Source organism: Bacillus sp. AR4-2, assembly GCF_008274865.1.
GTDB lineage: Bacteria > Bacillota > Bacilli > Bacillales > Bacillaceae_G > Bacillus_A > Bacillus_A cereus.
The window spans coordinates 4,334,261-4,360,171 of sequence record NZ_CP031062.1 but is presented as its reverse complement, the minus strand read 5'-3'; the positions used below and the strand labels follow the sequence as shown (position 1 = coordinate 4,360,171).

Genomic DNA, 25,911 nt, shown 5'->3' with positions numbered 1-25,911 from the left:
TGATGAAATGCCTGAATTACCAGAGGTTGAAAACGTCAGACGGACACTTGAAAATCTTGTAACAGGAAAAACGATTGAAGATGTTATTGTTACTTATCCAAAAATAGTGAAACGACCGGATGATGCAGAAATCTTTAAAGAAATGCTAAAAGGCGAGAAGATTGAAAATATAAAGCGAAGAGGAAAGTTTTTGCTTTTATATGTAACGAATTATGTCATTGTTTCACATTTGCGTATGGAAGGTAAGTTTTTACTGCATCAAGAGGATGAGCCGATTGATAAACATACGCACGTCCGTTTCTTATTTACAGATGGAACGGAATTACATTATAAAGATGTGAGAAAGTTTGGTACGATGCATCTCTTTAAGAAAGGTGAAGAAATGAACCAAATGCCTCTTGCTGACTTAGGTCCGGAGCCATTTGATGCTGAAATGACACCGCAGTATTTACAAGAAAGATTACAAAAGACAAATCGTAAAATAAAAGTTGTGCTACTGGACCAGCGTCTTTTAGTAGGGCTTGGAAATATATATGTAGATGAAGTTTTATTCCGTTCTCAAATTCATCCAGAACGAGAAGCTTCGTCTTTAACAGTAGAAGAAATTGAGCGAATTTATGAGGCTACCGTTACAACGCTAGGCGAAGCAGTAAAGCGTGGCGGAAGTACAATTCGGACGTATATCAACTCACAAGGGCAAATTGGTTCGTTCCAAGAACTCCTAAATGTATATGGGAAAAAGGGAGAGCCGTGCGTAACTTGTGGCACGATATTAGAAAAAACAGTTGTTGGCGGGCGAGGAACGCATTACTGCCCAATTTGTCAGCCTAGAATATAGAAAAGAGATAACATCGGATAGGCATTTGTCATATACATACAGCAGAGCTATGTATAAGGGAGGAGCTTACCGATGTACCTTTATTTATCTCTTATTTTATTAGCTTTTACATTAAGCTTAGATAGCTGTAGTGTAGGGCTAACATATGGTTTAAGAAGCGTAAGAATTCCACTAAGATCAATTATAATTATCGGAATGTGTTCAGCGGCTGTTATGCTTGTTTCAATGGGAATTGGACATATGATCGCGAAAGTATTTTCACCTGTTATCGCAACGCGTATCGGTGGGCTTGTTCTTATTGGAATAGGGATTTGGGTATTATATCAATTTTTTCGAAGTGAGAAAAAAGAAGAACCGAAGCAAGAGGAGAAGGTCTGGAAATTAGAGATTGCCTCGCTAGGCCTAGTGATTCAAATTTTACGGAAACCGACTGTTGCAGATTTTGATAAATCAGGCACCATTTCTGCAGGAGAAGCATTACTTCTTGGTATAGCTCTTTCTGTAGATTCATTTGGTGCCGGAATTGGTGCATCTTTATTAGGGTATGCACCCGCTATGATGGCGATATTAGTTGCAGTTATGAGTTCTTTGTTTTTATTTATTGGAATGAAACTTGGAACGGTTTTATCAAATATGAAGTGGTTACAAAAATTTACATTCCTGCCTGGAGTATTACTCATCATTATTGGAATTTGGAAAATGTAAGTATGGGCGTGGAACGTTAGTTTCGCGCCTTTTATTATGAGGAGGATTATTATGACAGTAGTAATTGGATTAACGGGAGGCATTGCAAGTGGAAAAAGTACGGTATCAGAAATGTTTCGTGAACTGAGCATACCAGTTATTGATGCAGATATTATCGCAAGAGAAGTTGTAGAGCGAGGAAAACCAGCATATAACAAAATAGTAGAAGTATTTGGAACGGAAGTGTTACAAGAAGATGGAGAATTAGATCGTCCAAAACTAGGAAGTGTCGTTTTCTATAATGAAGAAAAACGATTGCAGTTAAATAAAATTGTTCATCCTGCAGTGCGTGAGGAAATGAATAGGCAAAAGGAAATGTACATAAAAGAAGGTATGCAAGCGGTTGTGTTAGATATTCCTCTCTTATTTGAAAGCAAATTAACAAGTCTCGTTGACCGCATTTTAGTTGTAGCGGTTAAGCCGCATACGCAATTAGAACGTTTAATGAAACGAAATAACTTTTCAGAAGAAGAAGCAACAGCTCGTATTCAATCTCAAATGCCGTTAGAAGAAAAAGTGGAAAATGCAGATGAAGTGATAAATAATGATGGCACAATTATGGGAACGAAAACACAATTGCAGGTAATTTTAAAGAAGTGGAACATTATTGACTAAAAAATTGTGAAATTAATGAAAATGCTTAGTGACATATCCCCTTTTTGTGTTATACTATTATTGGGATTGGAGATAAATAGTATAACGCATTCAAGGGGGATAACATATTATGACTCGTGTGGCAATTAATGGATTTGGACGTATTGGGAGAATGGTATTTCGTCAAGCAATAAAAGAAAGCGCATTCGAAATTGTAGCAATCAATGCAAGCTATCCATCTGAAACGTTAGCACACTTAATTAAATATGATACAGTTCATGGCAAGTTTGACGGAACAGTAGAAGCATTTGAAGATCACTTATTAGTTGATGGAAAAATGATTCGCCTTTTAAACAACCGCGATCCAAAGGAATTGCCTTGGACAGATTTAGGTGTTGAAGTTGTAATTGAAGCAACTGGTAAATTTAATTCAAAAGAAAAAGCAATTCTTCACGTTGAAGCTGGAGCGAAAAAAGTTATTTTAACAGCGCCTGGTAAAAATGAAGATGTAACAATTGTAGTTGGTGTGAACGAAGACCAATTAGATATTACAAAACATACTGTTATTTCAAATGCATCTTGTACAACAAATTGTTTAGCGCCTGTTGTGAAGGTGTTAGATGAGCAGTTTGGAATTGAAAACGGTTTAATGACGACAGTTCACGCTTATACAAATGACCAAAAAAATATTGATAACCCACATAAAGATTTAAGAAGAGCACGTGCTTGCGGACAATCAATCATTCCGACAACGACAGGTGCTGCGAAAGCGCTAGCAAAAGTTCTTCCACATTTAAACGGAAAACTTCATGGTATGGCACTTCGTGTACCAACACCAAACGTGTCTCTTGTTGATTTAGTAGTAGATGTAAAACGCGATGTGACAGTTGAAGCTATTAACGATGCATTCAAAACTGTTGCAAACGGTGCGTTAAAAGGTATTGTAGAATTCAGCGAAGAGCCTTTAGTATCTATCGACTTTAATACAAATACACACTCAGCTATTATCGATGGTTTATCTACAATGGTAATGGGTGATCGTAAAGTGAAAGTACTTGCTTGGTATGATAACGAGTGGGGCTACTCTCGTCGTGTTGTAGATCTTGTAACGTTAGTTGTTCAAGAGTTAGCGAAACAAGAAAATGTGCAACACATTTAAGTGAATAAGGGAGGAGAGGGCAAGGCAATATTTGCCCTCTTTTTTTAATTTTTTCTGAAAAGGAAAAAAATTATATAAGTATATTTTAAAAAGTGGACATACCACGAAACGTTGTGATTACTGCATTTGTGAATCGTTTATTTTTTTTAGGGAAAAGTAAAGAGGAAAATATGACAGAAAATCGAAAAAACTGTTGTTGCAAAATGAAAATAAACAAAGTATACTAACACTCGTAAACTTAAGAGCTGAGGTACGTAGTCACTACTTAAAGGGTTAGGACCTCTCTGGACTAACTTTCCCCCGTGGTAGTGGAGCAAGCCAAATTGCAAATTAGTTTTCAATTCGAACAGTTAGAATAAATTTACAAGGGGGAACTGTAGAATGGATACTATGGATACGATGGGTCGTCACGTGATCGCTGAACTTTGGGATTGCGATTTCGACAAGCTTAATGACATGCCGTATATTGAACAATTATTTGTGGATGCAGCACTAAGAGCTGGTGCTGAAGTGCGTGAGGTTGCTTTCCATAAATTTGCACCACAAGGTGTAAGTGGAGTAGTAATTATCTCAGAATCACATTTAACAATTCATAGCTTTCCGGAGCACGGTTACGCAAGTATTGATGTTTATACTTGTGGGGATCGTATTGATCCAAATGTTGCTGCAGAATATATTGCAGAGGGTTTAAACGCGAAAACGCGTGAGAGCATCGAGCTTCCTCGAGGCACTGGTAGCTTCGAAATTAAGCAGAGAGAAACAAAAGCTCTTTAAAAAAGAACATAATTGATTTAAAATGTAAAGAGGTGTATAATGCACCTCTTTTTTAGTTTATAAAAAAGGGAAAATATAACGTACTCGTTAGTTGAATAAATTGGACTCTTGCAAATGAGGTAGTGCCCTATATACCATCTTATTTTTAAGGATGAGATGATAAAGTGATGCGCTGGAACTTAAAGTGGTAAGAGAGTTAGAATGAGTTATATAATATTGTATATATATTTTAGGTGAAGTGAGTAGAGAAAAATAAAGAGTATAGTGTAAAGGAGTGAATGAATTGCGTTGTCCATCCTGTTCTCATAATGGTACAAGAGTGTTAGATTCGCGTCCGGTAGACGAGGGGCGCTCTATTCGAAGAAGGAGAGAGTGTGAAAGCTGCTTAAGTCGCTTTACGACCTTTGAAAGGGTAGAAGAGTCACCTCTTATCGTTGTAAAAAAAGAAGGCACACGAGAAGAGTTTAATAAAGAAAAGATTTTACGCGGTTTAATTAAAGCGTGTGAAAAAAGACCAGTATCTTTAAGACAATTAGAAGAAGTAACACAAAGCGTGGAACGTGAACTGCGTAATTTAGGTATATCAGAAGTGAAAAGTGATATGATTGGTGAAATTGTTATGGAAGAACTTCGCGATATTGATGATGTTGCTTACGTACGTTTTGCTTCTGTATATCGTCAATTTAAAGATTTAAATGTATTTATTGAAGAATTAAAAGATATACTGCAAAAAGAAAGAGAGTAGAAGTTGTATTTTATTCTCTTTACATACCGTAAGTAATAGGATAAGAGAGCTAGAAGCGCAAGCTAATAGCTCTTTTTCACTAAGAATTTATATAATGAAGATAGAACGAATGAAGTAGAGGATAGATTGGATGAGAGAAAGGAAAAGCAAGAATGGAAAAACAGTCATGGATGGAGCTATTGCCGATTGATCGTTATAAAGTAAGTGCGAAAGGACTACTGCACAATTACGACCGAAAAGTGTTAACGATGTTGTATCAGCCGTTAATAGGTAGTAGAGCTTTTAGCTTATACATGACACTATGGGGAGAGCTTGAGCAAGATCGTGTATTTGGAAAAGAGAATACGCATCATTCCCTTATGGTGACTATGCAAATGCAACTTCCTGAAGTATATGAGGAACGAGTAAAGTTAGAGGCAATTGGGCTTTTGAAGGTATATATTAAGAAAGAAAAAGATATTCGAATGTTCATATATGAGTTGCAACCACCTTTATCTCCGAAGCAGTTTTTTGATGATATTGTTTTAAGTATCTTTTTATACAATCGATTGAGCAGGACAAAATATAATCAAGTAAAGCAATATTTCTTAGAAGAAGAATTTGATTTTGCTTCTTATGAAAATGTTACGCGTTCTTTCAATGATGTGTTTGGTTCGTTTAATCCAGGACAGCTTGAGCATGCGCAAGAAGACCTTCGTATTCCAAAAACGACAACTATGCCAAGTAACGAGAAGGGAGACGCTCCGAAAGTTTGGAATGATTTCTTTGATTTCTCTTTATTTATAGATGGATTGTCCGCTCTTGTTCCTAAAAAGGCGATTACAGATCAAGTGAGAGACTGCGTTATAACACTTGCTTACGTGTATGGTGTAGATGTGTTATCGATGCAAAATATCGTTCTTGGTGCAGTGACAGAGATGCAAACAATTGATATGGAGAGGCTTAGAAAAGGAGCGCGCGATTGGTATCAATTTGAAAATGGTCAAGCATTACCGGTATTAAGTGAAAGAGTACAGCCTCATGCTGCACGTACGATGAAAGAGAAAGAGCCTTCATCGCAAGAGGAGATGCTAATAAAGCAACTAGAGGAAATCTCACCAAAACAACTATTGAAAGAGATTTCTGGTGGTGCAGAGGCAACGAAAGCGGACTTGCAGATCGTTGAAGATGTCATGATTAATCAAAAATTGACACCAGGAGTTGTGAATGTACTTATTTATTACGTTATGCTACGCTCAGATATGAAACTTGCGAAAACGTATGTCGAGAAGATTGCTGGGCATTGGGCACGTAAAAAGGTCGGTACAGTAGCGGACGCGATGGCGTTAGCGAAAGAAGAGAACCGTCAGTATCAAGAGTGGGCTGAGACGAAGAAAAAAGGCCGTACGGCGAAGAAAACGGTGCGGAAAGAAATGGTGCCAGATTGGCTTAAGGAAGAAGAGCCGAAAGAACAAGAGAAAGAAACAGAGAAGAAAGATGTAAGTGTAGAAAAAGATGCAAGTACGCTAGAAGATGAAAGAAAACGACTAGAAGAAGTGTTAAAAAAATATAAGCGTGATTAATAGAAGAGAATGAACGCTCTTTGAGGTGAGAAAATGGAGCATATTCAAAATTCATTTGCAAAATTAATGGAAAATGAAAACTTTAAAAATAGATATGAAGTATTAAAGGCAGAAGTAATGGCGCATCCGCGTGTGAAAGAATTTATAGACGAACATAAGGGTGAAGTAACGACTTCTATGATTGAGCGCAGTCTTGTTAAGTTATATGAATATATTGGACAAAGTGTAGGTTGCGTGGATTGTCCGGATTTAGGCTCATGTAAAAATATGCTACAAGGGTACGAGCCAAAGCTTGTTATTCAAGGGAAGATGATTGATATTCAATACGATCGCTGCGTTAGAAAAGTAGCGTATGACGAGAGAAAGAAATATGAAAAACTTGTTCAAAGTGTATATATGCCAACGGATATTTTACAGGCAACTATGGAAAACTTAGATCCTTCTGATTTAAATGCACGTATCGATGCGATTGGTGCAGCGAATGAATTTTTAAGTACATATGAACCAGGTAAAAAAGCACAAGGTTTATATTTGTACGGTAAATTTGGTGTAGGAAAAACGTATTTGTTAGGAGCAATAGCGAACGAGCTTGCTCGAAAGAAAATAAGTTCGATGCTCGTATACTTCCCGGAATTTTTACGTGAAATTAAAAGTTCAATTCAAGATAATTCGATTGGTGAGAAGATTGATGCGGTTAAACGCGTACAAGTTTTAATGTTAGATGATATCGGGGCAGAAGCGATGTCAAGCTTTGTCCGTGACGATGTACTCGGTGCAATCTTACAATTCCGTATGTTAGAAAACTTACCGACGTTCTTTACGTCTAATTTTGATTTTAAACAACTGGAACACCATTTAACGTATACGCAGCGTGGCGAGGCTGAAGAAATGAAGGCAGCACGTATTATGGAACGAATTAAATATTTAGCGAAACCAATTCCGATTGGTGGGAAAAACCGTCGTCATAAGTAAAAGAGCAAGCTGAGAAGCTTGCTCTTTTGTATTATAGTGATATTTTCTTTTCAAATATGAGGTCGAAATATTCAGGTTGTCCAGAACTGCCAATCGTAGGGGCAACAATCTGTACGAACCTCCAGCCATTTCTAGCATGTTCTTGAATAATTTCTTGGTAGTCTTCAGCTGGTTTTGAGCGAGTGAACCCCCAATGTGGTTCGACTTTTACGAATTTATATTCAAACATTCGGATAACCCCTGTTATTGATAAGTAAAGTATACAATAAAAATTCATAGTAGCTTGTATCATTTTTTTCTCCCTCCCTTAATATATATAAAATTAGCAAGCCATATTGAGTGGATTTTCTAACGATAGGAAATGTAATTCTACTAAGAGTGAACTTCACGTGGAACGGACTCTTATAGGATTTGTAACGTATAGATACAGTCCTTTAGAGCGGGGATAAAAGGGGGGACAAAAGTGATTGAAATTTGCTTCGAAGAAAAAAATGATGCTATGCACGTATATAGACAATTGCTGAAAAGAGCGGAAGTGTTATATAAGGAAACGAGTGTGTATTTACAGGAACAAAAAGTGGTGATTCACATACCAGTACGTGAATCGAATTATATTGAAAAGATCTTATTGCCAGTAATGGTGTATTTCATTGTGAATGTGAAACAAAATGAGTGGATTTATACGATTTTAAAAGAAAAGTTTTTTTATGAAGAACAAGAAGAGTGTCATCAAATATTGCACATGGCACATGAGATTTTAAAGGGAAAAAGAAAAGGTGTAGCTCAGGATTTAACGCGTAACGCATTTGAGTCATATATTAAGTCTTCTTTAAATAATTGGCTTTGTGATCCGCTCTCATTCTCGTTTTCATCATATATCCGTTTTCGTCTTCGTACATATAGGGAAATGGTGGCTAAACTTGCGGAAGTGGCAATTGATGAATATAAGATGGAGCAAGAATACCAAATGTTCATTGAGACGCTTCGGCAACAAGTAAGTAGCCGTAAATCACGTTTGTCTTGCGTGCATCTTATTTTTGATGAAAGCTTTATCTTTTATGATGATAAAGGTAGACGTTTAAAACAGGAGAAGTTGGTCCAATATATAGATGAGGAATTATTAAAGCAAAATGATGTATATATTGATACGAAAGTAATTGCGCCGCTTCTTTCTATTTCGCCCAAAAAGATTTATTTATATACGAAAGAACAAGACCATAATATGATAATTACTTTGCGAAATGTGTTCCAAGAACGGGTCCAATTACATGGATTACATGATTTTGAGCGCAATGTGAAAAATTTAAAAAATAAAGGTAACGCCCTTGATTTTCTAAGTTTTTGAGCATATAATTACCTACATAAATGAAATATATTGAAATGTCATGATGAGGACATGAGTAGTTTTCTACGATTTTCAGAGAGGGAAGCCTTAGGGTGTGAGCTTCCTAGTACGGGATTATTACTTACCACCTCTAAACTTTAGCAGTGAACGGTTTTCTAGTAATTGCTAACGGACAACACCGTTATGTTGAACTTGAGCAATTAACAATTATGTTAATTGGAACAAGGGTGGAACCACGAATTCAACACTCGTCCCTTTTTACGGGATGAGTGTTTTTTATTTTGAGAAAAAGAGGAGTGACCAGTGATGGCAGATGTAGTTAAAATTACTTTCCCTGATGGAGCTGTGAAGGAGTTTCCAAAAGGCGTAACAACTGAAGAAATCGCAGCTTCTATTAGCCCAGGCTTAAAGAAAAAAGCTGTAGCTGGAAAATTAAACGATGAGATGATCGATCTTGTTACACCAATCGAAGAAGATGGTGCAGTTTCTATCATTACATTAGATTCTGAAGATGGCCTATATATTTTACGCCATTCAACAGCCCACCTTTTAGCACAAGCGTTAAAACGTTTATATAAAGATGTTAAGGTTGAGCTCGGCATTGGTCCAGTAATTGAAAATGGCTTCTACTACGATATTGATATGGAAGAAGCAATTACAGTTGAAGACTTCAAGAAAATCGAAAAAGAAATGCAAAAAATTGTGAACGAGAACTTAGAAATCGTTCGTCATGAAGTACCACGTGCAGAAGCAATTCGTCGCTTTGAAGAAATCGGCGATGAGTTAAAATTAGATTTAATTAACGATCTTCCAGAAGATGCAGTTATTTCAATCTATGAGCAAGGCGAATTCTTCGACCTTTGCCGTGGTGTTCACCTTCCATCTACAGGGAAAATTAAAGTATTTAAATTATTAAGCGTTGCGGGTGCTTACTGGCGCGGCGATAGCAATAATAAAATGCTACAACGTATTTACGGTACTGCATTTGTTAAGAAAGCGGAATTAGATGAGCACTTACGTATGCTTGAAGAAGCGAAAGAGCGCGATCACCGTAAATTAGGTAAAGAATTAAAACTATTTACTAATAGCCAAAAAGTAGGACAAGGTTTACCACTTTGGTTACCAAAGGGTGCAACAATTCGTCGTATTATCGAGCGTTATATCGTTGATAAAGAAGCAAGCTTAGGCTATGATCACGTATATACTCCAGTACTAGGAAGCAGAGAGCTTTATGAAACTTCTGGTCACTGGAACCACTACCGTGATGGCATGTTCCCATCAATGGAAATGGATAACGAAGAATTAGTTCTTCGTCCAATGAACTGTCCTCATCATATGATGGTTTATAAAAATGATATTCACAGCTACCGTGAATTACCAATCCGTATTGCGGAACTTGGAACAATGCACCGTTATGAAATGTCAGGTGCGTTATCTGGATTACAACGTGTACGCGGAATGACTTTAAACGATGCGCATATTTTCGTTCGTCCAGATCAAATTAAAGAAGAGTTAAAACGTGTTGTAAACTTAACTCTAGAAGTGTACAAAGATTTCGGTTTAGAGAACTACTCATTCCGTCTATCTTACCGCGACCCAGCAGATACTAAAAAGTATTATGCGGATGATGAGATGTGGGAAAAAGCACAAGGTATGTTAAAAGAAGCTATGGATGAAATGGGTCTTGATTACTATGAAGCTGAAGGTGAAGCGGCATTCTACGGTCCAAAACTTGACGTTCAAGTTCGTACTGCTCTTGGAAAAGACGAAACACTTTCAACTGTACAATTAGACTTCTTGCTTCCAGAACGCTTTGAATTATCATACGTTGGTGAAGACGGTAAACAACATCGTCCAGTTGTAATTCACCGTGGTGTTGTATCAACTATGGAACGTTTTGTAGCCTTCTTAATTGAAGAATACAAAGGTGCATTCCCAACATGGTTAGCTCCAGTTCAAGTACAAGTAATTCCAGTTTCTCCGCAAGTACATTTAGACTATGCGAAGAAAGTACAAGACGAATTGCGTCGTGCTGGTATCCGTGTTGAATTAGACACTCGTGAAGAGAAAATCGGTTACAAAATCCGTGAAGCACAAATGCAAAAAATTCCGTACATGCTTGTAGTAGGTGACAATGAAGTAACTGAAAACGGCGTAAACGTACGTAAATATGGTGAACAAAAATCAGAAACAATCGCATTAGATGCTTTTGTTGACATGATTAAAGTAGAAGGAAAACGATAAGAAAAAGCCGCGGTATACCGCGGCTTTTTTATGTAATATACTTGAGAAAAATTAGAAAAAATAACCATGTAACACTTATCATAAAAAAGTATTGCAAGTATGTTAGTTGTTTGTTACAATATTTCTTGTTGTTAGTAAAACACATCGCGTCTTCTTGACAGACGTCATGTCCTATGATAAACTCATCAAGGATAATAGAATATTGTTTTGTGGAACAAGTAGAAGCACCCGCTTCTCACCTGATGGACGCATTCGCAGTTAACAGGTAAATGTATTTCTTACTTAAGATTTTACAAGTGTGGGTGTCGTATGCCCGCACTTTTTTTGTTCGGGTTCTATGACTACAAAATATGTTCTGAGAAAACCTTGGAGGTGGCTTACTATTAGCAAGGATATGATGATTAACGAGCAAATTCGTGCACGTGAAGTACGTTTAGTTGGCGCAAATGGCGATCAACTTGGAATCAAGTCTCGTAATGACGCTTTAGACTTAGCTGCAAATCTTAATCTTGATTTAGTATTAGTTGCTCCAAATGCGAAACCGCCAGTATGCCGCATTATGGACTACGGTAAATTCCGCTTTGAGCAACAGAAGAAAGAAAAAGAGCAGCGCAAAAATCAAAAAGTAATTAGCATGAAAGAAGTTCGTTTAAGTCCAACAATTGATGAACACGACTTTAACACAAAACTTCGTAATGCTATCAAGTTTTTAGAGAAAGGCGACAAGGTTAAAGCGTCAATTCGCTTTAAAGGACGTGCCATTACTCATAAAGAAATCGGTCAACGTGTTTTAGATCGCTTCTCAGAAGCTTGTGCTGAAGTTAGTACAGTTGAATCTAAGCCTAAAATGGAAGGACGCAGTATGTTCTTAGTTTTAGCACCGAAAAACGATAAGTAATAGATAGAGGAGGAAATACCTATGCCTAAACAAAAAACTCATCGCGGCGCTGCAAAGCGTTTCAAAAAGACTGGATCAGGTAAACTGAAACGTTCTCACGCTTACACAAGCCATTTATTCGCTAACAAATCTACAAAAGCTAAACGTAAACTACGTAAAGCTGGTGTAGTAAGCGCTGGTGACTTCAAACGCATTCGTCAAATGCTTGACAACTTAAAATAAGTTCGGCTGATATATAGAACAATTAGGAGGTAATATTATGCCAAGAGTAAAAGGTGGTACAGTTACTCGTCAACGTCGTAAAAAAGTAATTAAATTAGCAAAAGGTTACTACGGTTCAAAAAATACATTATTCAAGGTTGCTAACCAACAGGTTATGAAATCTCTAATGTATGCATTCCGTGACCGCCGTCAAAAGAAACGTGACTTCCGTAAATTATGGATTACACGTATCAACGCAGCAGCTCGTATGAATGGTCTTTCTTACAGCCGCTTAATGCACGGTCTTAAAAATGCTGGCATCGAAGTTAACCGCAAGATGCTTGCTGACTTAGCTGTTCATGACGAAAAAGCTTTCGCTGAATTAGCAACAGTTGCAAAAAACAACATTAACTAATTAATTAGTTGAAACCTTAGAAGAATTTTCTTCTAAGGTTTTTTTATTTGTATTCAAATAGAAGTTAGAAGTGAAAGAAATTATAAAGATTAACGGCTATGTTGTTATCAATATGACAAAATCAATATAAAAGTTATAGCAGTATAGAAGAATATACATATGAAGTCAGGAGAATACTCCTGGCTTTTTTCAATTCTGCCCGTTTGGAAAGAAGAGTATCTTTCCTAGCTGAAACGACACTGCTATAATGGAAAGATGATATGGAACTTTCATCAGATGAACAATTTAAGAGCGATGACTGAAACGTATTTGTAAATTAAGGACAAGCTATTTTATAAAGAGTTAGATAGCTGACTTATTCATAAGAACTGAAACATAATAATGAACTTTGAGATGAAACAACATTGTTGCGTAAAATGCGATGTTGGAGGAGGACAATAGAATGGACTTACTACAACTATTTAAATTACAAAAAGAATTAGATGACCGTATTGCAAAAGAACATGACTTACAACCGAAAAAATTATTAAAAGAAAAAATGTTAGCTCTTCTTGTAGAAATTGGAGAACTTGCAAATGAAACACGTTGTTTTAAATATTGGAGCAACAAACCAGCATCAGAACGTGAAGTAATATTAGAAGAATACGTAGATGGTTTGCATTTTATTTTATCAATCGGAATTGATTTAGGTATTGATAAAAACTTCCTATTCTATAAATGTGCACAGACGAATAAAACACAAGTGGAAATTTTCTTAGACACATATGCGAAAGTAATTCGTTTTACAGATCAACCATCTATTACAAATTATATTGAATTATTTACGAGCTATCTTCGACTTGGACAAGCACTTGAATTTGAACAAGAAGAGATTGAAAAAGCATATTTAGATAAAAATGAAGTAAATCATCAGCGTCAAACACAAGGATACTAATTTAATTTTTGAATATTTCAATTTAATTATTGTATAATGAATTGACTGAAGAAAAAGGAGGGTGTTGGCAATGACAAAATTAGACGCGACATTGACAATGCTAAAAGAATTAACAGATGCACGTGGTATTGCTGGTAACGAGCGTGAACCACGTGAAGTAATGAAGAAATATATCGAGCCGTTTGCGGACGAACTTTCTACTGATAATTTAGGGAGTTTAGTTGCGAAAAAAGTAGGGGAAGAAAACGGCCCGAAAATTATGGTTGCAGGTCATTTAGATGAAGTTGGATTTATGATTACACAAATCGATGACAAAGGTTTCCTTCGCTTCCAAACGGTTGGTGGCTGGTGGTCACAAGTTATGCTTGCGCAACGCGTGACGATTGTAACGCGTAAAGGAGATGTAACAGGTGTAATTGGTTCAAAACCACCGCACATTTTACCTCCAGAAGCTCGTAAAAAGCCAGTTGAAATTAAAGACATGTTCATCGATATCGGTGCTTCTAGCCAAGAAGAAGCGATGGAGTGGGGCGTACGACCAGGAGATCAAGTTGTACCTTACTTTGAATTCCAAGTGATGAAGAATGAAAAAATGTTACTTGCAAAAGCATGGGATAACCGAATCGGTTGTGCAATTGCAATTGACGTATTAAAACAATTAAAAGATGAAAAGCATCCAAACGTTGTATATGGCGTTGGAACTGTACAAGAAGAAGTTGGTCTTCGTGGCGCAAAAACATCTGCGAATTATATTAAACCAGATATCGCGTTCGCAGTAGATGTTGGTATCGCTGGAGATACACCGGGTGTAACGTCAAAAGAAGCACAAAGTAAAATGGGCGATGGACCACAAATCATTTTATATGATGCTTCTGTTATTGGACATACAGGTTTACGTGATTTCGTAGTTGATGTTGCTGATGAATTACAAATCCCGTATCAATATGATTCAGTAGCAGGCGGAGGAACGGATGCGGGTGCGATTCACATTGCTGTAAATGGTATTCCTTCTATGGCAATTACAATTGCAACGCGCTATATCCATTCTCATGCGGCAATGTTACATCGTGATGATTATGAAAATGCAGTGAAGTTAATTGTAGAAGTTATTAAACGTCTTGATAAAGAGGCTGTACATAACATTACATTTAATTAATAGAAAAAGCGAAGGAGCTTCTCCTTCGCTTTTTTATGTTTTAAAAAGGCCGTTCTAATCCCGCTGCAGTATGAGCACCTAAAATAATTAAACGAGTTAATTGCATCGCCATAAAATGTGGGGTATATATCATTCCTTTTTTTAACCATGACATAATCATTCCGATGTGAGCCCCTGTCACATAACTAATCAAAATATCACGAGGAACCATAAGATCTTCATCATCTGGTTGTGAAATAGACAAGCTTAATGTTAAATGTACTTGTATTGTTTTCATCATTTTATAAGAGTAGTTTCCGGCAGCTTTATCCCCAAGCATAACGTTATAAAAGTTTACATTTTCTGCGATATGTTCGAATAAAGCCAAAAATGTAGGATGAGGTGAATCAAATGTAAGTTGAAAATCCTCTTTATTTCTATTTTTCGGTTTAATTACTTCTGCTAGCTTCTCTAACATTTCTTCAATGCTTTTGTCTAATAGGTCATATTTATCATGGTAATGGCTATAAAATGTAGCGCGATTTACAGGAGCGCGTTCTGCGATATGTTGAACAGTTACATTTTCAAAGCCTTTTTCGCCTACTAAAGCGACAAAAGCATCCTGAATGAGTTGTCTCGTTCGCTTTACACGTGGATCATTTGTATTTTTAATAGACATTTTCCTTCTCCTCGTTTAATTTTCTATACTTAAACAACATATTGGTATTATATTGTTGTTTAAGCAACATTTCATACGTAAATTGTCGGTTGTAGATTCAAAATAATTATTTATAATTATAAACGATAGTCCTTCAGAAATCAGCACCGCTCGCAGGTAGAGAAGTTTCGATTTACGCTGCAGATGGTGTGATTTTTTTGTTAAAAGGTTAATATAATTAACAATTAAACAATCTAAACAATAAGGACATAAATAGTTTAGAAAAAAATTATATGCGATATAAGGAGAGGAATGCAATGAATCAGTTTCGAAGAATGGTAATTATCAACATTATCACATTAATTGTACTAGTTGGCGGCGGTATTGGCGGTTATTACTATTACAATCAAACGGAAAATTACTTAAAAACAGACAATGCAAAGATTGATGGAAAGGTAATTCCGGTTGCTTCACCAGTAGCAGGTAAACTAACTGACTGGAAAGCTGAAGTAGGAAAAAATTATAATGAGAACGATAAATTAGGTACTGTTACTGTAGCGGCAGCTAATGGAGAACAAACAGTAGATGTAACAATTCCACAAAATGCAACAGTTGTACAATCAAACGCGACAACAAATGCTTTCGTTGGAGCAGGTAGCCCGATTGCTTATGCATTTGATATGAACAATTTATGGGTAACAGCAAACATTGAAGAAACAGATGTTGATGATGTTCAAAAAGGTCAAGATGTAGATGTGTATGTAGATGCATACCCAGATACAACGTTAACAGGAAAAGTAGAACAAGTTGGCTTAACAACAGCGAATACATTCTCTATGTTGCCATCAAGTAACGCAACAGCGAACTATACGAAAGTAACACAAGTAGTACCAGTTAAAATTTCTTTAGATCATAGCAAATCAGTAAATATTGTTCCTGGCATGAATGTGACAGTTCGTATTCATAAGTAAGGGGGAGATGAGATGTCCTCAATTGTAATTGCAGGATATGCACTATTTTGTATAATCGTCTTCTTCCTTGTAAATCGTCTTTTACGAAAGAAAAAAACGAAAATGGGAGAAGAACAAGTCCCAGCCGTAAGTAAAATAGAAGTAAGTAAAGTTGAAACAGAAGAGAAAGAAATTGAACGAAAGCAAGAATCGGAAATTTCTAATGTAGTTGAGTTAGAAACAGGAAAGCAAGAAGAAGTAAAACAAGAAAAAGAAGTGCCGAAAAAACAAATGTCTATGCCTGTAGAGAATGTGAACGTAAAAGCAGTTGTAGCTGTATTAATTCTAGGCATGTTCGTTTCTATTTTAAACCAAACAATCATTAATGTTGCATTACCTCCGTTAATGAATGAATTTAATGTATCAACTTCAACAGCACAATGGTTAATTACAGGCTTCATGCTTGTAAATGGTATTTTAGTACCGATTAGTGCCTTTTTAGTTTCACGATTTACGTATCGTAAATTATTCGTAGCAGCAATGTTATTCTTCACGGTAGGATCTATCATTTGTGCTACTTCAGGAAACTTTACAATGATGATGACAGGTCGCGTAATTCAAGCTGTTGGTGCGGGTATTTTAATGCCGGTTGGTATGAATATCTTCATGACGTTATTCCCGCCTCATAAACGCGGAGCGGCGATGGGATTACTAGGTGTAGCAATGATTTTAGCACCAGCTATCGGACCAACTGTAACAGGTTGGGTGATTGAAAACTATAGCTGGAACTTAATGTTCTATGCGATGTTTATTATCGGTTTAATTATTACGTTCCTATCTTTAAAATTCTTTACACTAGCTCAGCCAGTGTCTAAAACGAAATTAGATATATTCGGTGTGGTTAGTTCAAGTATTGGACTAGGAAGCTTATTGTACGGATTTAGTGAAGCTGGAAATAATAGTTGGACTAGTGCAGAAGTTGTTATTTCACTTATTATCGGTGTAATTGGTTTAGCGTTATTTATTTGGAGAGAGTTAACAACGGACAATAAAATGCTTGATTTACAAGTATTTAAATATCCAGTATTTACTTTTACTTTAGTAATTAACGCAATCGTTACGATGGCATTATTCGGAGGTATGTTATTGCTTCCAGTATATCTGCAAAACATTCGTGGCTTTACGCCAATTGAATCTGGTTTACTACTTCTTCCAGGATCATTAATTATGGGGATCATGGGACCAGTAGCGGGTAAATTGTTCGATAAATATGGTATTCGTCCATTAGCGATAATTGGATTGGCAATTACGACGTATGCGACATATGAATTTACAAAATTATCGATGGATACACCGTATAGCGTTATTATGACGGATTATATTATACGTTCAATTGGTATGTCATTCATTATGATGCCAATTATGACAGCTGGTATGAACGCGCTGCCGATGAAATTAATTTCTCACGGTACAGCAACGCAAAATACGTCAAGACAAGTAGCGGGTTCAATCGGAACAGCGATTTTAATTACACTTATGACGCAACAAACGACTGCTCACGTAGCAGATTACGGCAACATGTTAACAACATCAAACCCAATTTTAGTTGATAAAGTACACGGCATGGGGCAAAGCTTAGCGGCCTTAGCTGGATCAGCTCAAGCAGGAGACGCGATGAGTACACAACTATTATATGGACAAATTTCAAAGCTATCTGCAATTAACGGTATTAACGATGCCTTCTTAATCGCAACGATACTAGCAGGTATCGCTTGGGTGTTATCGTTCTTCTTACAATCAGGCAATAAACCAAATAGAAAAGCAGGGAATTAATTTCCCTGCTTTTTTGTTTTCTTATACAAGGATTCAATTAGATATAGAATGAATCACCTGCAGACATGAGAACCCAGAAAATACCCCCCAGTAGTCCCCTATGTTGTGTATACTTTTACATTGTGCTTGTAATCCACTTATCCTCGCTAATAAGACAATTAAAGAAATTAAAATTAGTATAAAGAAGTTGTTATAAAAAGAGTAAAGAGAGGTATCATCATGATACCTCTCTTTATCCTAAGAATGCTAACATATTATTCATAATATGAAATAACATAGCTGGAATAATGGATTTTGTTTTCAGGCATAATATTTAAATATTACATATAAAGGTGTATTTTCCATAAAATAATAAAAGAGGTATCACCCTGTAGTGATGCCTCTTTCTCATTGATAACTATGTTCTGTTTTGTTATTCAATTTTGCTTGCTCTATTTGCAATTCACGCTCTACCAATCGATCTAATTGCTGAATTGCTTTAAGTGCTTTTTCATAAGAAATTGTTCGATAATGATGCGCTCCGCCCGGTTCTTCATCTGCTTCGTCTGCCCATTTAATAATATTTTGAAGAGATGTTCTTTCAATTTCTTGTTCCACTAAGAAAGAATCTGTATGAAGAAGAATTGCAATAGAAATTTCTTTTGCTAGTTTTGGATGTTCTCCCAATCTAATAAGTAATTTATGTGCTCTTTCAGCGCCTTTAATTGCATGGATATCATTCTTTTTATATAAGTCATAATCCCATTCGCCGCCTGTGTACCACGTATGATGTCCGATATCATGAAGGAAGCCAGCTTTTGTGGCAGCATCGACTGAGGCGTGATGCTTTTTGGCTAGGTGAAACGCATGGTAAGCGACAGCGATCGCGTGGACCATTCCAGAACGGTTTACGTATTTTTGTGTAATGTGGTGTTTAAAAATTTGTTCAAGCGTAATACGGTGCATAAAACATTCACTCCTTTTATCTTATGGTGTATATGAAGAAAAATCGATCGGTTTAAATGTATTTTGAACATTGTACTCCATCATAGTTCGTTAGTAAAGTAGAAATGTTTAGGAGAAGAAAAAAATTTTCTGCAAAAAAATCACCTTAGCTTATGCAAAGGTGATTTTCAAATTGCTTATTTTTTTAATCCTTGCTCTAGTGTTTCTAACATTTCGTGCTTTTCATTTTCATCAGCGTTTTTCCAAATGACTTCAAATAAAACGCCAAGACCTGGAAGCATTTTTTCTTCACCGCTTTGAATTGCATCGACGATTGTTTCTTGTAATTGATCTTGTGAATTTCCAGATACATTCGCTAATACGGCACCGCGTAAATTAAAACTCATTGCTTTCACCTCTTCTTCAGAATTGAAACTGACGTTAGTTTTTGTTCTTTTTTATGTAAATATGTATGAAAAATAGGCTATAATGATAAGACAAGAAGAGAGGGAAATACATATTATGAAAAACATTGATTCAGTACAAAATCCGCGTGTAAAGCAGTGGAAAAAGCTGCAAACGAAAAAAGAACGCGATAAAAAAGGTTTATTTTTTGTAGAAGGATTCCACTTAGTCGAGGAAGCTTTGAAGACAGGGATTGTAACAGAACTTATCGTTTCAGATCAGACAGACCTTCCGAAAGATTGGACAGTTAATGATGTGGAAATGTATATCGTACCTGAGGCGATTGTAAAAATACTTCGTGAAACAGAAACGACGCAAGGTGTATTTGCTGTTTGTGAGAAGCGTGAGAAAGAAGTAGCTCTTACTGATGGGAAATTCCTTTTATTAGATGGCCTGCAAGACCCAGGTAATTTAGGAACAATTATTCGTACAGCTGATGCAGCTGGTATTCACGCCGTTGTGCTTGGAGAAGGTTGTGTTGATGTTTACAATAGTAAAGTACTCCGCTCTACACAAGGCTCTATTTTCCACTTACCAATTGTAAAAGGGAACTTAGAAGAATGGGTAGACAAGTTAAAAGAAAATGACGTTCCTGTATATGGAACAGCTCTTGAAAATGGAGTTTCGTATGGTGAAGTAACGCCGGCTGGCAGTTTTGCATTAATTGTAGGAAATGAAGGAAATGGCGTACGCCAAGAAATTCTTGCAAAAACGGATCAAAACTTGTATATTCCGATTTACGGCGGGGCAGAATCATTAAATGTTGCGGTTGCAGCAGGGATTTTAACGTATTATTTGCAAAGCCCGGTTGCGAACAAATAAAAAACTTCTTATAATAAGTTGAAGTACATTATATTAAAAGTTAAATAACGAAAAACGTTGATAGAGAAGAGTAACTTACAAAATCGCCATATAGGGAGAGAGTGCCGTAGACTGAAAGCATTCTTATGGTAGACGGAAGTGAATTCACCTCTGGAGTTGACGCCAGGACCATGTATATGTAAAGGCGTTCCGGTCAGAATTGATCGTTATAACTAATGAGTGGGCAGACTTGTTCTGTCAATTTAGGGTGGTACCGCGAATTTACCTCGTCCCTTTTTGGGAGCGAGGTTTTTTTATTTTTAAAATTAGGAGGGTTCCAAAATGGAAGCACGTTTAAAAGAGCTAAAGCAAAAAGCGTTAGAGCTTATTGAAGAAGCGAAAGAGCTAAAGGGCTTAAACGACGTACGCGTAGCGTATTTAGGAAAAAAAGGCCCAATTACAGAAGTATTACGCGGCATGGGAAAATTATCAGCAGAAGAGCGTCCACGTATGGGAGCATTAGTAAATGAAGTACGTGAAGCGATTCAAACGCGTCTAGAAGACAAAATTAGTAACTTAGAAAAAGCAGTAATCGAAGCGAAACTAGCTACTGAAACAATTGATGTTACATTGCCAGGTCGTCCTGTTGAAACAGGTTGCCACCATCCATTAACAGCTGTTGTTGAACAAATTGAAGATGTATTCATCGGTATGGGTTATGAAGTAGCTGAAGGAACAGAAGTAGAAAAAGACTACTACAACTTCGAAGCACTAAACTTACCGAAAGATCACCCAGCGCGTGATATGCAAGATACATTCTACATTACAGAAGAAACGTTACTACGTACACATACATCTTCTGTGCAAGCACGTACGATGGAAAATAATAAAGAAAAAGGCCCAATCAAAATTATTTGTCCTGGTAAAGTGTATCGCCGTGATGACGACGATGCGACGCATTCACATCAGTTCATGCAAATTGAAGGTCTTGTAATTGATAAAAACATTCGTATGAGTGACTTAAAAGGTACACTGCAAGTATTCGTGAAAAAGATGTTCGGTGAAGATCGTGAAATCCGTCTTCGTCCAAGTTTCTTCCCATTCACAGAGCCATCTGTAGAGATGGATATTTCTTGTATGATGTGTCATGGCAAAGGTTGCGGCACTTGTAAAGGAACTGGCTGGATTGAAATTCTAGGCGCAGGTATGGTTCACCCGAACGTACTTGAAATGGCTGGTTATGATTCAAAAGAATATCAAGGTTTCGCATTCGGTATGGGCGCAGAGCGTATCGCAATGTTGAAATACGGAGTAGATGACATTCGTCATTTCTATACAAATGATGTACGTTTCTTACAACAATTCAAACGAGCGTAAGGGAAGGAGAGGATAAGTATGTTCGTATCATATCGTTGGTTACAAGAGTATGTAGATATTAAAGATGTAACAGCACAAGAACTAGCAGACAAAATCACGAAAAGTGGTATTGAAGTAGAAGGCGTTGAAGTATTAAATAAAGGTGTAAAAGGTGTTGTAGTTGGTCACGTATTAGAATGTGAAAAACACCCAGAAGCTGATAAATTAAGCAAATGCTTAATCGATATCGGTGAAGAAGAGCCAGTTCAAATTATTTGTGGAGCTGCTAACATTGCAAAAGGTTTAAAAGTACCAGTTGCAAAAGTTGGAGCTGTACTTCCTGGTAACTTCAAAATCAAAAAAGCAAAACTACGCGGTGAAGCTTCTCACGGTATGGTTTGTGCTCTTCAAGAGCTTGGTATTGATGGAAAGTTAGTTTCAAAAGAATACGCAGATGGTATCTTTATCTTCCCAAGTGACGCTGAAGTTGGTGCAGATGCACTTGAAATTTTAAACTTACACGATGAAGTACTTGAGCTTGGCTTAACACCAAACCGTGCAGATTGCTTAAACATGTTAGGTGTTGCATATGAAGTAGCTGCTATTTATGGCCGCGAAGTAAAACTTCCAGCTATCGACTTACAAGAAACAGCAGAAAAAACTTCTGATTATATTTCTGTAAGTGTAGAAGCGAAAGAAGAAAACCCATTATACATTGCAAAAATGGTTAAAAACGTAAAGATTGGTCCATCACCAATGTGGATGCAAACTCGTCTTATGGCAGCTGGCATTCGTCCAATTAGCAACGTAGTTGATATTACAAACTACATTTTAATGGAATACGGTCAACCGTTACATGCATTCGATTACGATAAATTAGGTTCAAAAGAAATCGTTGTTCGTCTTGCAAAAGAAGGCGAAAAAATTGAAACGTTAGATGATCAAGAGCGTACATTACAAAGCCACCACCTTGTAATTACAAACGGCACGAAAGCTTTAGCTGTTGCTGGTGTGATGGGCGGGGCGGATTCTGAAGTTACAAATGAGACAGTAAACGTTCTAATTGAGTCTGCATACTTTGCAGGTCAAACAGTACGTCGTACATCAAAAGACTTAGGTCTTCGTAGTGAATCAAGTGCACGTTTTGAAAAAGGAATCGACCCAACACGTACATTTGAAGCAATTCAACACGCAGCTGCTTTAATGGCGAAATATGCTGGCGGTGAAGCACTTGAAGGTGTAGTAGAAGCTGACAACTTACAAGTACAAGAGCGTACAGTATCTGTTACTGCTGAAAAAGTAAACCGTGTATTAGGTACAAATATTTCTGCGAGTGAAATGGGTACAATGTTCACAAACTTGAAATTCCCATTCACAGAAGTAGAAGGAACATTCCATGTAAATGTACCAGCACGTCGTCCTGATATTACAATTTCAGAAGACTTAGTAGAAGAAGTGGGCCGTCTATACGGTTATGACCACATTCCAGTTACATTACCTTCTGGAACGATGACTCGTGGTAAATTAACATCAGCACAAACGAAACGTCGTAAAGTACGCCGCTTCTTAGAGGGTGCTGGTTTATATGAAGCAATCACGTATTCATTAACAAGCGCTGACAAAGCGAAACAATATATGGTTGAGCCAAACGAAAAGGCGCCTGTAGGTCTTGCACTTCCAATGAGTGAAGAACGTAGCCAACTTCGTTTAAGCTTAGTACCGCAATTACTAGAAGCAGTTTCATACAATGTCGCTCGTAAAAACGACAGCGTTGCTTTATACGAAGTAGGTTCTATCTTCTTACCGACAGAAGAAGGAGAACTTCCGAAAGAAGAACAACATCTTGCAGGTGTTATGACAGGTCTTGCTCTTCACCATGCATGGCAAGGTGAGAAAAAAGTAGTAGACTTCTTCGTTATGAAAGGTGTACTAGAAGGACTATTCGACGTACTTGGTGTTTCAAACCAAATCACATATGCACCAGCAAAACGTGAAGGTATGCACCCAGGTCGTACGGCTGACATCGTATTAGATGGCGAAGTAATTGGTTTCATCGGTCAATTGCACCCAGAAGCAGAAAAACAATTAGATGTGAAAAATACATTCGTATTTGAACTATCTCTTGTAAAAGTATTCGGTGCAGACGCAGAAGAAACTTACTACTCAGCAATTCCACGTTTCCCATCTATGACACGTGATATGGCTGTTGTCGTAACGAAAGAAACAAAAGCTGGCGAAATGAAGCAAGTCATTGCTGAAGCTGGCGGAGAACTTCTGAAAGACGTAACACTATTCGACTTATACGAAGGTGAAAAAATGGAAGAAGGCAAGAAATCACTTGCATTCTCTATGACTTACTTCGATGCAGAACGTACATTAACAGACGAAGAAGTAACAGAAGCACATAACCGTGTACTAACAACGGTAGAAGAGAAATTCGGTGCGGAGTTACGTAAGTAATTAGAAAATTGCCGGATATATTCCGGCAATTTTTTTATTGGGTTAGTTGTCGGACACTGTCGGTAAGTCGATATATTACAAAAATCGCTCATATATTTTCCGACACCTTGCATCTTTCTCTCGAATGTAGTACATTAATTTTAGTTTAACAAAATGAAAGACGATGATAAGGAAAAGTAGTATATACTATAATCCAAAGCGAGTCAGGGACGGTGAGAGCCTGATGAGGCGGTATATGTGAAGAACACCTTGGAGTTGCTAACCGAAATTGAATCTTGTATTCAAGAGTAGACTTAGACGGGAATCCGGCCTGTTACAAACCGGGAAGTATGTATTACATACGAGTTAAAGTTGGTCTTTATGACAAATTGGGTGGTACCGCGAAGTTTAACCTTTCGTCCCTTTATGGATGAAAGGTTTTTTTGTATTTAAATATATGAGCAAAGGAGAATTTCACTATGGAAAACACATTAGTAAAAAGTCTGTATAGAGATACAGAAAAGTATGCAGATCAAACAGTACAAGTATCAGGGTGGATTCGTAACTTACGTGATTCAAAAGCATTTGGTTTCATCGAATTAAACGACGGTAGCTTCTTCAAAAGCGTTCAAATCGTTTTCGATACAGAATTAGAGAACTTCAAAGAAATTGCAAAACTTCCACTTAGCTCTTCAGTTAAAGTAGAAGGTAAAGTAATTGCAACGCCTGGAGCGAAGCAACCATTTGAAATTAAAGCAGAAAAAATTGATATCGAGGGCTTATCAGATTCTGATTACCCACTTCAAAAGAAACGTCATACATTTGAATACTTACGTACAATCGCTCACTTACGTCCAAGAACAAATGCATTCTCTGCAACGTTCCGCGTACGTTCTATCGCAGCATTTGCGATTCACCAATTCTTCCAAGAGCGTGGATTCGTACATGTTCATACACCTATCATCACTGGTAGTGATACAGAAGGTGCTGGCGAAATGTTCCGCGTAACAACGCAAGATTTAAATAACCTACCAAAAGGTGAAGACGGAAAAGTTGATGAGTCAAAAGACTTCTTCGGTAAAGAAACAAACTTAACAGTAAGTGGACAGCTGAACGCTGAAGCTTATGCATTAGCATTCCGTGATGTATACACATTCGGACCTACATTCCGTGCAGAAAACTCAAACACAACTCGCCACGCTGCTGAGTTCTGGATGGTTGAGCCTGAGATTGCATTCGCGGAACTAGGGGATGTAATGAACCTTACAGAAGATATGCTGAAATATGCAATGAAATACGTATTAGAGCATGCACCAGAAGAAATGGAATTCTTCAACAGCTTCGTTGATAAAACAGTTCTTGAGCGCATGAACAACGTAATTAACTCAGACTTCGGTCGCATCACTTATACAGAAGCAATTAAAGTACTTCAAGAATCAGGTGCTGACTTCAAATACCCAGTAGAATGGGGAATTGACTTACAAACAGAGCACGAAAGATACTTATCAGAAGAAATCTTCAAACGCCCTGTATTCGTAACTGACTATCCGAAAGACATTAAAGCATTCTATATGCGTTTGAATGAAGACGGTAAAACAGTAGCTGCTACTGACCTTCTAGTTCCTGGCATCGGCGAATTAATCGGCGGAAGTCAACGTGAAGAAAGAATGGACGTTTTAGTAGACAGAATTAAAGAATTAGGTATGAACGAAGAGGACTACTGGTGGTACTTAGAACTTAGAAAATACGGCGGTACAAAACACGCTGGATTCGGTCTAGGTTTCGAGCGCTTCCTAATGTACATCACTGGTATGGCTAACATCCGTGACGTAATTCCATTCCCAAGAACTCCAGGTTCTTCTGAGTTTTAAGATATAAAAAAAGCGAGAGCAACTGCTCTCGCTTTTTTTATTGAGAAAGGTTGT

General features: G+C 37.2%; 25 protein-coding genes, 2 pseudogenes and 4 other annotated features. Of the genes and pseudogenes, 21 read left to right on the top strand and 6 right to left on the bottom strand.

Features of this window, described 5'->3' with window-relative positions:
* The first annotated feature begins 7 nt into the window (after positions 1 to 7).
* The 8 genes from mutM (at position 8) to dnaI (ending at position 7,388) form a co-directional block, all read left to right on the top strand.
* Positions 8 to 838, top strand: a complete 831-nt coding sequence (gene mutM / locus DN399_RS22505) for a DNA-formamidopyrimidine glycosylase (RefSeq protein ID WP_001114478.1) — start codon at positions 8 to 10, stop codon at positions 836 to 838.
* Positions 839 to 910: 72 nt separating this feature from the next.
* Positions 911 to 1,543: a sporulation membrane protein YtaF gene (ytaF, locus tag DN399_RS22500; RefSeq protein ID WP_000281744.1), complete on the top strand. Its 633-nt coding sequence runs from the start codon at positions 911 to 913 to the stop codon at positions 1,541 to 1,543.
* 51 nt (positions 1,544 to 1,594) lie between these two features.
* Positions 1,595 to 2,197, top strand: coding sequence for a dephospho-CoA kinase (gene coaE / locus DN399_RS22495; protein ID WP_016123436.1), 603 nt, complete (start codon positions 1,595 to 1,597; stop codon positions 2,195 to 2,197).
* 109 nt (positions 2,198 to 2,306) lie between these two features.
* On the top strand, positions 2,307 to 3,335 hold the full coding sequence (locus DN399_RS22490) for a glyceraldehyde-3-phosphate dehydrogenase (RefSeq protein ID WP_000198975.1): 1,029 nt from the start codon (positions 2,307 to 2,309) through the stop codon (positions 3,333 to 3,335).
* A 390-nt stretch (positions 3,336 to 3,725) separates the two neighbouring features.
* Positions 3,726 to 4,109, top strand: a complete 384-nt coding sequence (speD, locus tag DN399_RS22485) for an adenosylmethionine decarboxylase (RefSeq protein WP_002003660.1) — start codon at positions 3,726 to 3,728, stop codon at positions 4,107 to 4,109.
* A gap of 283 nt (positions 4,110 to 4,392) precedes the next feature.
* Entirely contained in the window at positions 4,393 to 4,854 is a 462-nt protein-coding gene (gene nrdR, locus DN399_RS22480; protein ID WP_001203687.1) for a transcriptional regulator NrdR, read from the top strand.
* Between the two features lie 152 nt (positions 4,855 to 5,006).
* Positions 5,007 to 6,416, top strand: coding sequence for a replication initiation and membrane attachment family protein (locus DN399_RS22475; protein WP_000415048.1), 1,410 nt, complete (start codon positions 5,007 to 5,009; stop codon positions 6,414 to 6,416).
* Between the two features lie 33 nt (positions 6,417 to 6,449).
* Entirely contained in the window at positions 6,450 to 7,388 is a 939-nt protein-coding gene (gene dnaI, locus DN399_RS22470) for a primosomal protein DnaI (protein WP_000400106.1), read from the top strand.
* Positions 7,389 to 7,419: 31 nt separating this feature from the next.
* Here the strand turns inward: dnaI and DN399_RS22465 are convergent, their stop codons facing one another.
* Entirely contained in the window at positions 7,420 to 7,617 is a 198-nt protein-coding gene (locus tag DN399_RS22465; protein WP_002024924.1) for a DUF4177 domain-containing protein, read from the bottom strand.
* Positions 7,618 to 7,851: 234 nt separating this feature from the next.
* Here DN399_RS22465 and ytxC point away from each other — a divergent pair, with 234 nt between their 5' ends.
* From ytxC to DN399_RS22430, 7 genes are all read left to right on the top strand, one after another.
* On the top strand, positions 7,852 to 8,733 hold the full coding sequence (gene ytxC / locus DN399_RS22460) for a putative sporulation protein YtxC (protein ID WP_000569625.1): 882 nt from the start codon (positions 7,852 to 7,854) through the stop codon (positions 8,731 to 8,733).
* Between the two features lie 31 nt (positions 8,734 to 8,764).
* Positions 8,765 to 8,992, top strand: a binding site (T-box leader).
* A gap of 47 nt (positions 8,993 to 9,039) precedes the next feature.
* Entirely contained in the window at positions 9,040 to 10,977 is a 1,938-nt protein-coding gene (gene thrS, locus DN399_RS22455) for a threonine--tRNA ligase (RefSeq protein ID WP_000786083.1), read from the top strand.
* A 210-nt stretch (positions 10,978 to 11,187) separates the two neighbouring features.
* Positions 11,188 to 11,308 (top strand) — a sequence feature (ribosomal protein L20 leader region).
* 63 nt (positions 11,309 to 11,371) lie between these two features.
* Positions 11,372 to 11,875, top strand: a complete 504-nt coding sequence (gene infC / locus DN399_RS22450) for a translation initiation factor IF-3 (RefSeq protein WP_000973215.1) — start codon at positions 11,372 to 11,374, stop codon at positions 11,873 to 11,875.
* A gap of 21 nt (positions 11,876 to 11,896) precedes the next feature.
* Positions 11,897 to 12,097, top strand: a complete 201-nt coding sequence (gene rpmI / locus DN399_RS22445; protein WP_001125945.1) for a 50S ribosomal protein L35 — start codon at positions 11,897 to 11,899, stop codon at positions 12,095 to 12,097.
* 37 nt (positions 12,098 to 12,134) lie between these two features.
* Positions 12,135 to 12,491: a 50S ribosomal protein L20 gene (gene rplT / locus DN399_RS22440; RefSeq protein WP_001138362.1), complete on the top strand. Its 357-nt coding sequence runs from the start codon at positions 12,135 to 12,137 to the stop codon at positions 12,489 to 12,491.
* 442 nt (positions 12,492 to 12,933) lie between these two features.
* On the top strand, positions 12,934 to 13,425 hold the full coding sequence (locus DN399_RS22435; RefSeq protein WP_000365050.1) for a dUTP diphosphatase: 492 nt from the start codon (positions 12,934 to 12,936) through the stop codon (positions 13,423 to 13,425).
* Positions 13,426 to 13,495: 70 nt separating this feature from the next.
* On the top strand, positions 13,496 to 14,581 hold the full coding sequence (locus tag DN399_RS22430; protein WP_000163555.1) for a M42 family metallopeptidase: 1,086 nt from the start codon (positions 13,496 to 13,498) through the stop codon (positions 14,579 to 14,581).
* 40 nt (positions 14,582 to 14,621) lie between these two features.
* Here the strand turns inward: DN399_RS22430 and DN399_RS22425 are convergent, their stop codons facing one another.
* Positions 14,622 to 15,239: a TetR/AcrR family transcriptional regulator gene (locus DN399_RS22425; RefSeq protein ID WP_000023660.1), complete on the bottom strand. Its 618-nt coding sequence runs from the start codon at positions 15,237 to 15,239 to the stop codon at positions 14,622 to 14,624.
* A gap of 296 nt (positions 15,240 to 15,535) precedes the next feature.
* On the opposite strand from DN399_RS22425, the gene DN399_RS22420 reads away from it, so the two are divergent.
* Positions 15,536 to 16,189 carry an HlyD family secretion protein gene (locus DN399_RS22420; protein ID WP_001071419.1) on the top strand — a complete coding sequence of 218 codons (654 nt, stop codon included), beginning with the start codon at positions 15,536 to 15,538 and terminating at the stop codon, positions 16,187 to 16,189.
* A 12-nt stretch (positions 16,190 to 16,201) separates the two neighbouring features.
* Positions 16,202 to 18,001 carry a DHA2 family efflux MFS transporter permease subunit gene (locus DN399_RS22415; protein WP_000095297.1) on the top strand — a complete coding sequence of 600 codons (1,800 nt, stop codon included), beginning with the start codon at positions 16,202 to 16,204 and terminating at the stop codon, positions 17,999 to 18,001.
* 37 nt (positions 18,002 to 18,038) lie between these two features.
* On the opposite strand, the pseudogene DN399_RS28470 reads toward DN399_RS22415, so the two are convergent.
* The 4 genes and pseudogenes from DN399_RS28470 to sspI form a co-directional block, all read right to left on the bottom strand.
* Positions 18,039 to 18,175, bottom strand: a pseudogene (locus DN399_RS28470) (DNA-binding protein); the annotation flags it as partial.
* Positions 18,176 to 18,233: 58 nt separating this feature from the next.
* Positions 18,234 to 18,314, bottom strand: a pseudogene (locus DN399_RS22410) (CPBP family intramembrane glutamic endopeptidase); the annotation flags it as partial.
* 74 nt (positions 18,315 to 18,388) lie between these two features.
* Entirely contained in the window at positions 18,389 to 18,946 is a 558-nt protein-coding gene (locus DN399_RS22405) for an HD domain-containing protein (protein ID WP_000554786.1), read from the bottom strand.
* A gap of 176 nt (positions 18,947 to 19,122) precedes the next feature.
* On the bottom strand, positions 19,123 to 19,332 hold the full coding sequence (gene sspI / locus DN399_RS22400) for a small acid-soluble spore protein SspI (protein WP_000009509.1): 210 nt from the start codon (positions 19,330 to 19,332) through the stop codon (positions 19,123 to 19,125).
* A gap of 82 nt (positions 19,333 to 19,414) precedes the next feature.
* Between sspI and DN399_RS22395 the strand changes: the two genes are divergently transcribed.
* The 4 genes from DN399_RS22395 to asnS all read left to right on the top strand — a co-directional run bounded on the left by DN399_RS22395 (position 19,415) and on the right by asnS (position 25,857).
* The gene (locus DN399_RS22395; RefSeq protein ID WP_140159355.1) at positions 19,415 to 20,212 is read left to right on the top strand and encodes a TrmH family RNA methyltransferase; all 798 of its coding nucleotides are present in this window, start codon (positions 19,415 to 19,417) and stop codon (positions 20,210 to 20,212) included.
* A gap of 48 nt (positions 20,213 to 20,260) precedes the next feature.
* Positions 20,261 to 20,489, top strand: a binding site (T-box leader).
* A 44-nt stretch (positions 20,490 to 20,533) separates the two neighbouring features.
* Positions 20,534 to 21,568 (top strand): phenylalanine--tRNA ligase subunit alpha, encoded by a 1,035-nt coding sequence (pheS, locus tag DN399_RS22390; protein WP_000388222.1) that lies wholly within the window; start codon positions 20,534 to 20,536, stop codon positions 21,566 to 21,568.
* Positions 21,569 to 21,586: 18 nt separating this feature from the next.
* The gene (pheT, locus tag DN399_RS22385; protein WP_016123433.1) at positions 21,587 to 24,007 is read left to right on the top strand and encodes a phenylalanine--tRNA ligase subunit beta; all 2,421 of its coding nucleotides are present in this window, start codon (positions 21,587 to 21,589) and stop codon (positions 24,005 to 24,007) included.
* Between the two features lie 154 nt (positions 24,008 to 24,161).
* Positions 24,162 to 24,413 (top strand) — a binding site (T-box leader).
* A gap of 52 nt (positions 24,414 to 24,465) precedes the next feature.
* The gene (gene asnS / locus DN399_RS22380) at positions 24,466 to 25,857 is read left to right on the top strand and encodes an asparagine--tRNA ligase (protein ID WP_000432177.1); all 1,392 of its coding nucleotides are present in this window, start codon (positions 24,466 to 24,468) and stop codon (positions 25,855 to 25,857) included.
* Positions 25,858 to 25,911: the final 54 nt, after the last annotated feature.

Bases quoted from the DNA above. Each gene is read 5' to 3' on its own strand.
- mutM (WP_001114478.1), top strand. From the start codon at position 8: ATGCCTGAATTACCAGAGGTTGAAAACGTCAGACGGACACTTGAAAAT.
- ytaF (WP_000281744.1), top strand. From the start codon at position 911: ATGTACCTTTATTTATCTCTTATTTTATTAGCTTTTACATTAAGCTTA.
- coaE (WP_016123436.1), top strand. From the start codon at position 1,595: ATGACAGTAGTAATTGGATTAACGGGAGGCATTGCAAGTGGAAAAAGT.
- DN399_RS22490 (WP_000198975.1), top strand. From the start codon at position 2,307: ATGACTCGTGTGGCAATTAATGGATTTGGACGTATTGGGAGAATGGTA.
- speD (WP_002003660.1), top strand. From the start codon at position 3,726: ATGGATACGATGGGTCGTCACGTGATCGCTGAACTTTGGGATTGCGAT.
- DN399_RS22475 (WP_000415048.1), top strand. From the start codon at position 5,007: ATGGAAAAACAGTCATGGATGGAGCTATTGCCGATTGATCGTTATAAA.
- dnaI (WP_000400106.1), top strand. From the start codon at position 6,450: ATGGAGCATATTCAAAATTCATTTGCAAAATTAATGGAAAATGAAAAC.
- DN399_RS22465 (WP_002024924.1), bottom strand. From the start codon at position 7,617: ATGTTTGAATATAAATTCGTAAAAGTCGAACCACATTGGGGGTTCACT.
- thrS (WP_000786083.1), top strand. From the start codon at position 9,040: ATGGCAGATGTAGTTAAAATTACTTTCCCTGATGGAGCTGTGAAGGAG.
- infC (WP_000973215.1), top strand. From the start codon at position 11,372: ATGATGATTAACGAGCAAATTCGTGCACGTGAAGTACGTTTAGTTGGC.
- rpmI (WP_001125945.1), top strand. From the start codon at position 11,897: ATGCCTAAACAAAAAACTCATCGCGGCGCTGCAAAGCGTTTCAAAAAG.
- rplT (WP_001138362.1), top strand. From the start codon at position 12,135: ATGCCAAGAGTAAAAGGTGGTACAGTTACTCGTCAACGTCGTAAAAAA.
- DN399_RS22435 (WP_000365050.1), top strand. From the start codon at position 12,934: ATGGACTTACTACAACTATTTAAATTACAAAAAGAATTAGATGACCGT.
- DN399_RS22430 (WP_000163555.1), top strand. From the start codon at position 13,496: ATGACAAAATTAGACGCGACATTGACAATGCTAAAAGAATTAACAGAT.
- DN399_RS22425 (WP_000023660.1), bottom strand. From the start codon at position 15,239: ATGTCTATTAAAAATACAAATGATCCACGTGTAAAGCGAACGAGACAA.
- DN399_RS22420 (WP_001071419.1), top strand. From the start codon at position 15,536: ATGAATCAGTTTCGAAGAATGGTAATTATCAACATTATCACATTAATT.
- DN399_RS22415 (WP_000095297.1), top strand. From the start codon at position 16,202: ATGTCCTCAATTGTAATTGCAGGATATGCACTATTTTGTATAATCGTC.
- DN399_RS22405 (WP_000554786.1), bottom strand. From the start codon at position 18,946: ATGCACCGTATTACGCTTGAACAAATTTTTAAACACCACATTACACAA.
- sspI (WP_000009509.1), bottom strand. From the start codon at position 19,332: ATGAGTTTTAATTTACGCGGTGCCGTATTAGCGAATGTATCTGGAAAT.
- DN399_RS22395 (WP_140159355.1), top strand. From the start codon at position 19,415: ATGATAAGACAAGAAGAGAGGGAAATACATATTATGAAAAACATTGAT.
- pheS (WP_000388222.1), top strand. From the start codon at position 20,534: ATGGAAGCACGTTTAAAAGAGCTAAAGCAAAAAGCGTTAGAGCTTATT.
- pheT (WP_016123433.1), top strand. From the start codon at position 21,587: ATGTTCGTATCATATCGTTGGTTACAAGAGTATGTAGATATTAAAGAT.
- asnS (WP_000432177.1), top strand. From the start codon at position 24,466: ATGGAAAACACATTAGTAAAAAGTCTGTATAGAGATACAGAAAAGTAT.